Genomic DNA, 13,731 nt, shown 5'->3' on the forward strand with positions numbered 1-13,731 from the left:
AAGTGGACAAATTCTCTGCTATCAATTTCCGGTTTCTATCTGGCTTTATTTGTGAATGCCCACACGCCACGAGATGAGTTTTCAAGGTATCCAGTTCTTGAGGTAGGTTCTAGCCCAAGCTAATCGATATCCGACCTCAGTTTGGCTACTTTTTTCGGAGTTGTACAGAACAGCCAAAGTATCCTCATAAAACTTCTCAAGCTCTACAACTTCTTCGTATCTCTCGTCGATGCTGCCTGATCCCCAAGATTCACAAATGCCTTTAGTAGAGGTATCATTAATTGATCAAATGTGACCACTTATTATTTCCTTAGTCGTTTATACGCTAGAAAAAGAGCACTATCCTTTTTATAGTAGCCAAATTAGCAAATTTGATAATGGCAAGCTCAACTAATTGAAGAAATAAATTAGTCTTGTTCTCTAAGCATCAGTTCAAAATCATCACAAAGTTTATCAACCAAATCTTCAGTCTCTTTAAAGAAATAGTCACCGACTTTAGAGCGATAGAGCGCACGATACTTACGATAAATTTTTGAAAAGTCATCATAGATTTCATTTTCTGAAACATGCGACTTAATCTTAACGATCAATCGCTCACCTTCAGTAGAATTGTTTACATAGGTGAAAAAGTCAGAAATTTTTGATTCGAATTCCAGAATGAGTGAGCCAATTTTCTCTTCTTGATCATTGCGTGCAGCAATGATTGCTAAAATGTCATATTGCCCACCAGGCCCAGGAGGTGCTCCGGTTGCGACTTCTGTTGGTTTCTTTTTCTTCTTTTTAGGCTCTTCTGCAATTACTTCAACCATGCCTATTTGGTTGTCAAAATACACTTCAATAGGATCTTTGACGTCATCACTTCGATGAAGTGTATTATATAATGCATTGAATTTACACCAAAATAATAGAAAATTTGGTTCGCTATACTTGGCATCCAAGGCTATTACAAATTCAATGCGATTTAATATCGTAAAATATTGTGCTGCTTTAGCCTTGGTGTCTGCTGTACGCTGAGGGTTCGCCCCAATGTATTTTTTAAGACTACTTTCAAAATCAAGATATGATTCAGGCTGATCTCGTTTGGCAGGATCACTAGAAATCCCCATAAACACATTGAAGAATTTATCATACGTATCAGACTTATTGAGCTCAGTGAAGAGAATATCGAGAACCTTTTTATCTCCGAAAGGATCAAAATCGCTGATGACCACATCAGAGAAATGCTCAAACGCATCTTTGATGTTCTGAACGTTTACATTATTATAAGAGAAATCAACAATTTTACAGTCGTTTTTATACTTGACCGTTCTGTTAACACGTGAAATCGTTTGTATGGCGCTAATACCACGAATTTCTTTATCCAAAAACAGTGTATGCAGTTTTTTCTCGTCAAAGCCTGTCTGAAGCTTGGCGACAACGATGATTATGCCATTTTTCTTTAGGGCAAAGTTCTCCAATATTTTTTCTTCAGATAGGCCTTCATTCAAGCCCGTAGCACTTTGCTCGTCCTGATTGCTCGAATAGACAATATGAATTGGAGCCTCTGCATACTTCTCATATTTAGGAAGCTTAACTAACTCGTTAAAGTATTTAGTGACTGCTTCCTTGTAAGCGATAGCCGATTTAATGGAATATACGGCAAGCATAGCTTTACCAGTGCCACGTATTTGGCGGTAAACATCTTTTACCAAAAGGTCAGCAACATACTTGGATATTGCGTCAATACGTTCTCGGTTCTCATACACCTGCTTTTTCTTAGCATCTTTAAATTCCTTCTCTGTGAAACCTTCGAGTGGATTTGAAGGTAAATCAAATAGCATTTTAGATGCCACAGGTACAATGTTTTTAAGTGGGTTTAGGATGAAGCCATCTTCTATCGCTTCTTTCATGGTGAAGCTATCAAATGGCCGCCACAGCTTTTCGCTTTCTGCATAGCTGCTAAATTCACCAAAGCGTGCCAGCGTGTGATCATCCGGTGTAGCGGTGAAACCGACAATTAAGTTCTTCTTCGTTGCTTTACCAGCATAAGCTTCGCCATCAAAAGGACTTTGCAATTCGTCGAAGATACTTACCATTTCTTCATGTTGATCACCACTATTAGAGCGATGTATCTCATCAATGAGAAAAACGATACGCATTTTGGCGAGCTTTGCTAAAACACTCGCATCCATCATCTCTTTAACTGCCCCGAACTTCTGTAAGTTAACAATCACAATTCGGCTGTCAGAGGCTAAAGCATTTTGAAAGGTTTTCTTGTTCGTAGCTTCAACCACCAAACGCTTATCAATATTCATGTTAAGCATTAGTGAGTCTATCTGGCTACGCAGCTGCAATCGGTCAACGACTATCATGACCTTGTCGTACACGTACTGCATATTGCCATTTTCGTCTGGGCGGCGAAGGTCTTTTAGCTGTAGTGCCGACCAACCGATAATATTTGACTTACCAAAGCCTGCTGCATATTGCATTAATAACGAATAAACGTTTTTGTTATTCGAATAGGCCTTACGCTTTTGAAGGAGCTCAGCTTTTTTAGCCTCACTAACACCAACTAGTTGCTTCGTAAGGAGATTGTCAAAATAATTAGGGTCTTGCTCATGGTCTAAAAATTCATCAATCTTAGCCATGATTTTATCTGTACCAAACTTCTGTTTTGGTCTCGGCGAAATTAAGAATCCCGGCTCATTCTTAACCTCTTTAATGCCTTTTTTGACGTGTACGTCGCGTTCAATAAAGTTGTAGTATAGGATTTCTTTCTCAACCATGAACTTACTATAAAGAGCATTGAATAACTCTTTTAGCTTGGACTTTTTATCAGCATCAGGTTTAAGTAGAGGATATAGCTTAAATACGCTATGCGCCTTTTTTTCTATCTCTTCTCTGTCAAACTTGCCTTCACGACAAGTTGTGAGTATTTCATCGAAATAATCTGCAATGGTGCGAATAACGTAGGTTTCACCAATATCTGTTGTGGTGATATGTATAGCTTTTTCGAAGACCTTTAAGAAGTCTTTGCGTAGCGCAAGCTTTTCATTCTCACTCAACATATCATTACTATCGACATGCTGATGATAGGCTTTTACCGCTTCAAAGTAGTCTTTTATCACCTTGCCGCGCCCGTTTTTACTAGCGTTTTGGCTGGTATAATTACTTTTCAGTTCGCTATAACCAAGATAAATACCATTTACAAAAAGCACGATATCAGGACGGAATGAGAATATCTGTTCGCCCTGAAACTTAAACTTATAAGGCAGCTCCTGTACAACCGAAAAGATATTCTGCTCAAATAACTTGTTGCCGTGAATGACACTATCACTTGGGTAGAACAGGTGAAGCTTAACGCCTTGCAGGGTAATCGACTTATTTGCGTTGATAAACAAAGCCATATTACGGCTACTACCGATGCGCTCTTGAATTATCTCAATGAGTTCTTTAAGCAATAGGGCTTTATCACCCTTATACTTTTTTATCAGCGTATCGTAAGCCTTTTTATTGAGATTAGTTTCGCTGATAAAAAATTCTAGGTCTTCTTCAATTATCAAAGAGTTTGTTACTGTGTTGGCTTTGACTTCGCGGTAGCCTAGGTCATCACAAAAAAAAGGGATCAAAAACTTATCTTGCAGGTGTAGTTCATTCATACTGCAGTCCTTTTTTTATAGTATTTTTCAATCTAATCTGCCCTGTAATAACATCATTAACTACGGCTATGCGAAGCTCTTTTAATTTTTCAATTTGCCTTGATAAATTCCCAATAGCCTTGTCGGTTACTTCAGTAGAACATCTAATCTTATTGACAATTTCCAGTTGCTCTTCTAATGGTGGGATAGGTGTTAGAGCATCCGCTATTGCTGATTGGCCAAGCCCAACTCGAGTAATCCCTTTGGCAAAAACAGTAAATCGCTTACCAAATCGTTGACACTGAAATAATCTAAACAGGTATTCACCCAAAATTATTTTTTGATTGCACCTGATTTGTGCTAGATGATAACCACACAAAACACCTTCCAGAGTTTCTGTAGCTAATGCAGGAACAGCAATGTCCTCACAAGTCTCCGAGTCTTTTGTAATAAAAACATCCCCTTTGAATATCTGAAACTTAGCTATTTCACTATCATTAGCAGTTGCTTGCATAAATTCTAAAGACGAGTTTATGAAATCATTCTTGTATACATCCACATAGTTGCATAACTTTACTGTCTTTTCATGATCATGGGACTTTTTGTCTACGTTACTGTTCTGTATATTTGCAACTTCCTTTAGACGGAGCACCTCCCAGTGGCTAGGAATTTCCCCAATAGCGTCATCATAACTATATTTTAATGGCGTATCTTTTCCCATCCCAGATAAAGCAATCTCATCAATAGTCGTAGCTCTCAATTTTTTATATAGAATGACCTTCTTACTTAGGGCATTAATTTTCTTATCAATTAGGGTTACTTTGTTATCGATATAGTCTGCAATATTTTTTTGTTCGGTCGGAGAAGGGTATGGCACAGTTATCGCGCCTAATTTATCGAAATAAAGACGTAGCCTCATATCCATAATTCCACGAGAGTTCTTGCGGAATATTTTTTTTGCAGTTTCAGTCCTGAATAAATATGCAAAGTATCTTGGATCGAGCTCTGGTTGTGTCTGCCTCAATACATCATATGCAGGACTGGTAACACCTTCATATTCAGACAAACCCACGGACCCCATCCATGCCAAAAGCTTGTTCACGACAATATCATTCTTTCTGACAATCCAATATCCATCGGTCGAACTGGCTTTGTTACCTCTGGCTTCCAAATCTTTACGTGGCTTTACCCCAATGCCTGCATATAAAGAAAGTAGCTCGTAATCATTATCTGCTGGTGCAGCGTCGGTTACTAACCTAAAAAGATCTTTTACGCGCTTTTCTTGCCACTCACTAGGTATGGCTTCTGACCATTCGCCTTCGGCGTTTTTATACGAATCATAGGTTTCTGAATGCAACTTCATAGTGCAATAGCCTCATCCAATTGCTTTAACTCTTTCTCAAGCGCTGCTATTTCCTTTAAAACATCTTCAACACTGTGTTGCGCCTCTGGCTTATAAAAAATTTTGTTAAAGTTAATTTCTACACCAACGACATTTTCAAGATATTCAAACGGCTTACTGATGTATTTCGCCATAAAGGCTTCAATAGTTTGCTGATTAAGCACAGGATCTTTGTTAAATGGAATAACTTCGTAGTCTTTTTGATAATCCGGAGTCAACTCAACAGTAATATCAATTCGTTCCGGTAGTTTTTTTGTGGCTTTCTTGAGTGCAGCCTTAATGACAATCTTCCCGCAGCCTAATGCTTGAACAGCCCCTGTTTTACGATCTTCTTTGATTAGGGTTTCTTGCTCGTCATCGTAATAATAGGTGCTTGAATTGGTCATGACCTTAAGCAGCTGCTCTTTATAATTAAGACCTGAAATAAATGGTTTGATATTTTGTTCAAAATACTCGAATAAGGAACTGTAAGATTCTCTACTAAATTCTGTAATAGAAAACTCAGTAAGCTCTCTCTCTCCGTCAGTTAAAGACGTAACCGCTAATGGTTTAGAGGCATCTCTCTTCATTTCGCCAGTTTTTTTATCCTCTTTCATTGGTAGCTGCAATTCAAAAGTTAACCCGTTTTGATCTACATTGGTTAGCATGATCGCTTGTTTGTTGAAGTAGAAGTGTTCCTTTTCAAAGACCTTGGTAAATTCATTATCCTGATATTTAAGCAGTGCTTGTACTATCTCGGCTCTTTGCTCCTCGGCTACTTCACGCTTCTTCGAACCTTTACTTTTCTTGAGTTCAGTCCACTTTTCACTTGCATTAATCAGCAATACTTTATCTTCAGATTTTGGATCTCTATTTTTATTTAGCACCCAAAGGTAGGTGTGAATGCCGGTGTTGAAAAACTCATCAGTTGGAAGCTGAATAACAGCCTCTACTAGTTTGCTCTCTAGCATCCACTTGCGGATGTTACTTTCAGCCGATCCTGCATCGCCACTAAATAATGTAGAACCATTATGAACAACAACACCCACACCATTAGCATCCAATTTCGAGATTAAATGTTGCATAAAGAGCAACTGACCATCAGAGATGGATGGTAAGAATTTGAAACGTTCTGTTTTGTCGTTTTGAATGTCTTTGGCGTAGCCAGACCAACTTACACCATAAGGTGGATTAGCAATTACCACGTTAAACTCTTCGTTGTCGAATTTATCGTCAACCAAAGTGTTACCGTGTTCGATTTTTGAATCAGGGCGAAAACGACTTTCGATCTTTGCCAGTGCATAAAGAGCATCATTCCAATCTTGTCCATACGTTTGAGTTAGACGCTTAAACTTTTTGTTTATGCGGTCCTCAACACCAAATAGCATATTGCCGCCACCGCAGGTACAGTCATAGATTTTAAGAAGCTTGTCGGATTCTTCTATTTTCGAAGCGACAATATCACTGATGAGTGCAATTACATCATCAGGGGTGTACTGTTCCCCGGCGGTTTCTGCTGAGATGTCAGCCCATTTACGTTTGATATGCTCTTCTAGTGTGGTGATCTCAGAGTTATTAAAAGGCTTGAGGTCAATTTCAGCCCAAAGTTTGGTATAGCCAAGCAATACCTTTTTTGCTTTTAGCTTGGCTATTACACCTCGTATATCAAGAAACTTTTCGCCCTCAACGGCATCCACGCCAAGCAGGTCTTTCGTTTCACCATCAAAGCCATGGAGGTAGGCATCGAAGTCGATATCAAAAGATTTGTCATTTTTACAAATATCGGATAACGATTGTTTTTTCTCAAAAATGACGATGTTGTAGCCTTGGCCTTTATCTTTGATGAGATCATAGAGATCTTCTTGTTGAATCTCTTTAAGTGCTTCTTCGCCTATTTCTGCCTTTAGTTCATCAAACATCCGTATAAGTCGGCTTTCAATCATCACAAGAGCAAAGAAAGGCATCATGAACGAAGGCCATTCTGATTCTTTGATACCACTACCACGTAGAAGATCAGCAGTTGCCCAAACTTTTGATTCGTATTGTAAAATATTCATGTTCTTCCCTATGCTGTCACGCTATCGAAACCAGGCGCAATCGCAAGGTTACCGACACCGTATAAAGTTTGATAATTTTTTAACCATAAATGGAATTCGGGTGTTTTTAACTGAGCCTCTTTGGAACAATCGACGTTCCAAAGCCGAAGCAAGTACCCCACAGTTGCCGCTCTAACCTCAACCTTCATTACACCACCCGTCATGCCATAATCCAGCTCAATAGCTTCGCTATGCTCTATGCGTGGGTGCGGCACTAACTCCAGCTCTACAAATCGGTTCCATTGCCGGTCCTGGGTTTCGAGCTCAGCCTCAGATAACGTAGAATCTTCAAGCACAGCCGCTGCTTTAATTCGGGTCAGTACAAAATCACGAAATTCACCATGTTTGCGGTCAAAACCACGTACATACCAACGCAGACCATTGTCCACCAGCGTATGCGGCACAATTTCACGCGTGGTTTCACCACTCGATAACGACACATAGGTGATGATCAAGACTTTGCCTTTGTGTATGGCCTCGGTGACTTTCGCCACTATAGATAGGCTTGGCTTGTTAAGATGATAAGGCGCTTCACACACAAGAGGTGGTTTTACTTTTCCAGTAAAGCCATCGCCGTAACCTTGGCTAATCGTCGCCAGTGTTCTCACAACGTCATAGTCGAAAAGGGGTTCAAATGCTTCACCACGCTTATGCAACTTGAGCTTTTGGTCATACTCAATGTTGCCCGGAGCAAGCTCTCTGTACATTGTGAAGTCTTTCGTTGCTTGTGCTGCAGCTATGCTGAAGCGATCGACTAAGTTCGCCCGTACCGCTTCTCCCTTAAACAATAAGGTGAAATCGATGTGAGCAATGCGATCCCTAGTTGCTTGTGGCAACCGCACTATCTGCGAAGACCTATCGAGCCTCGCCACTACCGTTTGTTTCCGACCATCATTTGTCATGCTTCTTGCTTTTCCAATTCAACCGATTCTTAAAATTCTGTTTATAGAGTAAAGACCGACATCGCGTAATCACATTGAACGGCTTCGCTCAACGCAGCTCTTCATCCGCAATGACTTAGCAATCTCTACTGGTTGAAGCTGGACACCCTCCCGTAAAACACTGAATAGGCCTCAACCTAATTAATTTTATTAGGTGTAATCCTATCATACATTATTTTGTAGGGAAGACTAAGCGACAACTTGATGATCTATAATGAATAACAATCTATCTGCTACTCACGCCATATAGCCAAGTAAGCAAGAATTTTTCTCATGAATGGTCTTATCCTCTGACCTTACAAAAAATCTCAGATATATATTATCTCTTTGAATAATTATACTTTTCTTTTATTTCAAGGAGTAATATGCCTCAGAACTCTCATTTTAAAAACCTGCTATCCACTCTACCTCATTCATTCCAAACCTCTTTTTTCAACCAACTTAACTCCCTAATCAACTACTCTCCCACCATCGGCCTGATGGGTAAAACGGGTACAGGAAAATCCAGCCTTATCAACGCATTATTCCAATCGCTCTTATCGCCTGTGGGTGATGTTTCAGGCTGTACGCGCCAAGCGCAACGCTTCAGTATGTCGATGAACAACCATACGCTCACCTTTATTGATTTACCCGGTGTAGGGGAAAGCCTTGAGCGAGATAGAGAGTACCACCAGCTCTATCGTAACTTATTGCCAGAACTGGATTTAATCATCTGGGTACTCAAAGCCGATGACAGGGCATGGTCTTCTGATGAACAGTGTTATCGCTTTCTCACTGAGCAATGTGGTTATCAACCAAGTCGCTTTCTATTTGTGCTGAACCAAGCCGACAAGATAGAGCCCTGCCGCCAGTGGGATGAACTGTGCCAGCTGCCATCCTCTGAGCAAGCAGCTAATTTAGTTTTGAAGCAACAAGCAGTGATAACAGCATTTAAGCCGCATCATCCTGTGATGACGGTTTCTGCGGCAGAAGGTTTTCAGCTCACTGAATTAGCGGAGCAATTAATACAGGCGTTACCGGCGCAAGCCAGTAGCGGTGTCACTAGGCAACTGAACAGCACTTACCGGACTCATTCCGTGGAAAATTCAGCACGTAACGATTTTGGGCAATGTGTCAGTGATATCGTCGATACCATAATCGATATTATTCCATTACCCACATTGATAAAACATACGATCAGCACTGTCAAAAACAGCATCGTATCCGTCGCTAAATCCTTGTGGAGTTTTTTCTTTTAACTTCTTAAATTAACACAACATTGATGACATCTAGCGCCACTCCTTAACGGGATTGGCGCTTTTTTATTTCTTTATATTGGAGTATCAACTTATGAGTAACACAACTGAATCTACTATCACAATGGAATTAGTCCCTGATGAACAACGCCTTGATTTTTGGTTCAACCATTTTGGTGCAGTGAAAGGCTGGGCCACCTTTGAAGTGGTGATCTTCACCACGATGGGCCAATTCTGCGATGAGTATCATGGCGGTTACTGGGAGTACGGCTCGCTCAATAATGGCGGTGCCTTTATCTACCCCGATATCAACGCAGACACCTTAACCCTATTCAACATGCATAACGGCAATGAAGCCACGGTGAGCCAAGAGGCGGCAGGAATTGCAGTGTGTCTTATCCTGTACAGCATCTGGTCTTTCCAAACAGAAAGCGAAGTGATGTGTGACCGCTTTTATCAGTTGCGTGACTACGCTTCACAGCATCCCGAATCCTCTGCCATTTTCCACTTAATTGATTAATCCGGAGTTTTATCATGAGTTTATTAGCTTCACGTTTTGGTTCTGCTAACAGCATTCGTCGTGAGCGTCCACTCACTATCGAAGAGTTATTCCGTACTGTACCGAGTGTGTTTTCTGAAGAAAAGCACGATTCACGTAGTGAACGGTACACTTACATTCCCACCATCACCTTGTTAGATAGCCTACAAAAAGAAGGTTTCTATCCGTTCTTTGCCTGCCAGACTCGGGTACGGGATGTGAGTCGTCGAGAGCACACCAAGCATATGTTACGCCTGCGGCGACATGACCAAATTACAGGCGTACAAGTCCCTGAAATTATTTTGCTCAATAGCCATGATGGCTCAAGTAGCTATCAAATGTTACCGGGACTCTTTAGAGCCGTGTGCTCTAACGGTTTGGTGTGCGGTGATGTGTTAGGTGAAGTGCGTGTGCCTCATAAAGGGGATGTGGTGGGTAAAGTAATTGAAGGGGCATATGAGGTACTCGATACGTTTGAGCAAGTGGCTGAAAAACGCGAAAGTATGCAGTCGTTATTGTTACCGCCTCCTGCCCAGCAAGCCTTTGCGGAAGCGGCGTTGACCTACCGCTTTGGTGAAGAATTTCAGCCCGTCACGCGAGAGCAAGTCCTACAGCCTCGACGCGTTGAAGATAAGAAAGAAGATCTTTGGACGGTGTACCAACGTCTACAAGAAAACCTGATTAAAGGAGGATTATCTGGTCGCACTGAAAAAGGTAAACGTGCCCGAACTCGTTCGGTGAATGGGATTGATGGCGATATCAAACTCAATAAAGCCCTTTGGGTGATGGCAGATACCTTATTTAACCAACTCGCCCCTCGCCAGCCCAACTAATTTTCCCGCCCTGACAGGTTGTGTCGTTACACCTCACTTTCCTATCGTTTAAATAAACAGCATGGCGTTATTTATCAATGAATTACTTATAGTCATTTTTCACTAAAAAGCCCAATGAGAATTTTTCCCAACAGACATAACCTGTCAATCCCCTAAGTTAAACTCCCTCACTTCTTAATTTCCTAACGTCTGTTATTGAGAGCAATACGTTATGTTTCAGACCAACCGAAAATATGACCGCATGGCTGTGCGACTCTCTGCGCTGATTGCCCGATTAATGGCAGGAGAAAGCCTTGTGCTCTCGTGTTTAGCCCAAGAGTTCAATGTTTCTGAACGCACGTTACAGCGGGATTTACGTGAACGATTGGCTTATCTGGGTGTAGAAGGTCGGCAAGGTTGTTATCGTTTGCCTATCAATACGCTAAAAGCTTATCGAGACAAAGATGTTCTTACCTTTGTGAAACAGATTGGGATGACGCGATTGTTTCCGGGGCTAGACAGTCGCTTACTCGGGTTACTGTTAACCCAGCAGCCCCATGCACCTTGCTTGATTTGGCATCACGCCCATAAGATTTCGGCTTTGCATGCCGACCATTTCTATCAATTGGTGTATGCCATTACCAGTAAGCAATCTATTAGCATACTCACGCCTGAGCGTCGTTTTAATCCGCTACAACCTTATCAACTGATTTACCGTGAAGGCCAGTGGTATTTATTGGCGGAATACCACCAACAAGTGCATGTCTTGTTGTTAGAGGATATCCAGCAAGTTCAGCCGCTCAATACCCCCTTTACACCGAAACACGCAGTGATGCAATTGTCACAACAAAACAGTTTTATCGCAGCCTTACCGCATTTTCGATTGATATCACAAGTACTTACCTCTCTTCCATCACACAAAGAAAGGAGCCGACCATGACGTTATTAGCCCCACCAGCATCGCATCCCACACATTGCCCCCACTGTTCTTCTGAGCAAGACATCATTGCATGGGGCTCGGGCTGGATGTGCCGCGATTGCGGTCACGAATGGGCCATGCCTATTCAAAATAACCATTACATCGTGAATTCATCATCACATAAGGAAGCTTAAAAAATATGAACACCGTTTCACACTTACAATTGGGTTTAGAACGCATCGCTATTGTTATCAGTATTTTGTTATGCCTTTGGATCACGGGCGTATTGTTAACACACTTCCAGCTTATCGCTCTCATCATGAACCCGTATGGGATCACATTGATGTACTTCGTTTTATATCTCTCGGCTTTGCTTATCCCACAACTCTTGGCGCAATTGGGCTTGTGGGTTTTAAGTGCCTTTAAGGGGATTGATTATAAAATCCATTTCAACCCCAAATTAGTTGCCATTATCTCGTCCATCATTATCGGATTAGCCCTCTCTAGCCTACTGATTATCATGTCATCCGGTTGGCTATACGGTTTTACTGAAGGAATCGCCACCACGATATTGCTGGTTGATTTACTTATCGCCACTGGTATTGCCTTTTATCTTTATCGGCGAATTCGTCACTGGGTTTCAGTGCAACTAAACCGTCAGTCATCACATTAACCATGGTCAGCAATTTTATTGTCGATACCTTATTCACCATTCACCCGATAACCACCGAATACGCCATATCAGGGAAAACCAAGCACCCATTAGACGGTGTTCAACAAGCGTCAATCTGACGTTTCTATTTATGTTGATAGGAATTTATAATGAAAAGATATGTAGTTGTAACTGTATTGGCCTCACTGTGGTTGATGACATCACCCGCCTCTGCCACCAGCCAGCCCCCTAAAAATACCATTTGGGAATATAAAGGGAATGACGGTAAAACCTTATGGCAAGTATGTGGGGGCCAGAATAGTACTTGTAGGATTGTGGGCTCAACCAAACATTATGTTGCTGTACTGAATCATAAATCTGCGTCAGGTTGTGCATTTGGTGATTTTTATATCGTGGCAAGAACTGACGGAAACTGGCAACAACGCGATACAGGCACTTGTAGCCCTAATGCCTACGTCCAGAAAGGGACGATTAATAATGGTCAGTACTCTTCGGTCGATATTGGTGTTGGCGGGACGATTGTAGCTCGTTACCCCATTGGGTATTGGAGTATGCAAAAAGAGTTCTCAGGCAAGAATCGACCACGCTGGAAAGAAAAGGACCGTACTAAAGGCGGATTTCAAGCCTACCAACAATAAATCTATATTCTCGCTGCCGTCAATGGCGGTAGCGAGGACGATACAAGATAACTAAAGGTAACGTAATGAATAAGATAAAAAGCCTATTTGCGATGAGTTTATTGGCAGTCAGTACATTTAGCTTGGCTGAAGAACAACAGCGTTATGCGAGCATCACACATACGAGCTCAAATTTTATTAACCAAGGCTACTGTGGTTATTCATTTACCCTCGATAATGGCGGTAACCATATGGTTCTAGACCATGCGGAGTTTGGTGCGCTTGAACTCACGCTGCGAATGAAAGATGGAAAAGGAAAAGTATTAGGGGATACAGTACTGGAAGTGGAACCTTTTGGCGATTCTAGCGCCACTCGTGCCACCTTTGCTGGATTGGAAATTCCTTGTGAAGATGTTGCTGAATTTGAGGTTGTTAAAGCGGTGGAAGATCAGAACGGGCATAAGGTCGAATTGCCGTTATCCATCTTTGAGGCCAATAATCCTGAGTTGGCGAAGATGTCGGTGGCTGGGGAAAAATAATAGTTTTTTAGCTATCTATCAAAGTAACGATTGGCAGATTGAATGATCTGCCATTTTTGTTTTTCCCACTTTTAAAGTGGGAAAGATATAATACCTTCATCAATAATAAAACAATAATTTTGTTCGACAGAATATCTCTACTAGATTTATTGCTCCTCATCTAATAAAGTCTTGTTAGCTTTGAGCTACCAACTCGCCCATTACTGCTAAATGTTTTATCGGCAGCGGCTTAAAACTCACGATATTATATTTTTAATTCAGGATGATCGATTCTGAATACTTCTAACCAAAACTCCCTATAGACTGAGCTACTTAGCAGTGAAGTTTGAGAAGGTACGTTTTGCAGAGACTGTTTTATTCAAT

11 protein-coding genes are annotated in these 13,731 nt (G+C 41.2%); 7 read left to right on the plus strand and 4 right to left on the minus strand.

All coding sequences use genetic code 11. The features are described from left to right. Positions 1–407: 407 nt before the first annotated feature. From LG402_RS14275 to LG402_RS14290, 4 genes are read right to left on the minus strand one after another with little or no spacing between them, the layout of a single operon-like run. Entirely contained in the window at positions 408–3,638 is a 3,231-nt protein-coding gene (locus LG402_RS14275) for a DEAD/DEAH box helicase family protein (RefSeq protein ID WP_227335794.1), read from the minus strand. Next, positions 3,631–4,980 carry a restriction endonuclease subunit S gene (locus LG402_RS14280; RefSeq protein WP_227335795.1) on the minus strand — a complete coding sequence of 450 codons (1,350 nt, stop codon included), beginning with the start codon at positions 4,978–4,980 and terminating at the stop codon, positions 3,631–3,633. Before LG402_RS14280 ends, LG402_RS14275 begins: the two co-directional genes overlap by 8 nt. Further along, positions 4,977–7,055, minus strand: a complete 2,079-nt coding sequence (locus LG402_RS14285; RefSeq protein WP_227335796.1) for a class I SAM-dependent DNA methyltransferase — start codon at positions 7,053–7,055, stop codon at positions 4,977–4,979. Before LG402_RS14285 ends, LG402_RS14280 begins: the two co-directional genes overlap by 4 nt. Positions 7,056–7,063: 8 nt before the next feature. Then, entirely contained in the window at positions 7,064–7,996 is a 933-nt protein-coding gene (locus LG402_RS14290) for a WYL domain-containing protein (RefSeq protein WP_227335797.1), read from the minus strand. A 404-nt stretch (positions 7,997–8,400) separates the two neighbouring features. Between LG402_RS14290 and LG402_RS14295 the strand changes: the two genes are divergently transcribed. The 7 genes from LG402_RS14295 (at position 8,401) to LG402_RS14325 (ending at position 13,368) form a co-directional block, all read left to right on the plus strand. Further along, complete coding sequence (locus tag LG402_RS14295) at positions 8,401–9,273, plus strand: GTPase family protein (RefSeq protein WP_227335798.1); 873 nt, start codon at positions 8,401–8,403, stop codon at positions 9,271–9,273. 91 nt (positions 9,274–9,364) lie between these two features. Continuing rightward, complete coding sequence (locus LG402_RS14300) at positions 9,365–9,790, plus strand: antirestriction protein (RefSeq protein ID WP_008916295.1); 426 nt, start codon at positions 9,365–9,367, stop codon at positions 9,788–9,790. A 14-nt stretch (positions 9,791–9,804) separates the two neighbouring features. After that, positions 9,805–10,641 carry a DUF932 domain-containing protein gene (locus LG402_RS14305; RefSeq protein ID WP_008916296.1) on the plus strand — a complete coding sequence of 279 codons (837 nt, stop codon included), beginning with the start codon at positions 9,805–9,807 and terminating at the stop codon, positions 10,639–10,641. A 211-nt stretch (positions 10,642–10,852) separates the two neighbouring features. Further along, a complete protein-coding gene (locus LG402_RS14310) occupies positions 10,853–11,560 on the plus strand; it encodes a helix-turn-helix transcriptional regulator (RefSeq protein ID WP_227335799.1) in 708 nt (235 codons plus the stop codon). Positions 11,561–11,738: 178 nt separating this feature from the next. Then, positions 11,739–12,212, plus strand: coding sequence for a hypothetical protein (locus LG402_RS14315; RefSeq protein ID WP_227335800.1), 474 nt, complete (start codon positions 11,739–11,741; stop codon positions 12,210–12,212). Between the two features lie 149 nt (positions 12,213–12,361). Beyond that, positions 12,362–12,850 carry a hypothetical protein gene (locus tag LG402_RS14320; protein WP_227335801.1) on the plus strand — a complete coding sequence of 163 codons (489 nt, stop codon included), beginning with the start codon at positions 12,362–12,364 and terminating at the stop codon, positions 12,848–12,850. A gap of 65 nt (positions 12,851–12,915) precedes the next feature. Beyond that, positions 12,916–13,368 (plus strand): IrmA family protein, encoded by a 453-nt coding sequence (locus LG402_RS14325; RefSeq protein ID WP_008916299.1) that lies wholly within the window; start codon positions 12,916–12,918, stop codon positions 13,366–13,368. Positions 13,369–13,731: the final 363 nt, after the last annotated feature.

Source organism: Proteus sp. NMG38-2 (assembly GCF_020640995.1).
Taxonomy (GTDB): Bacteria; Pseudomonadota; Gammaproteobacteria; order Enterobacterales; family Enterobacteriaceae; genus Proteus.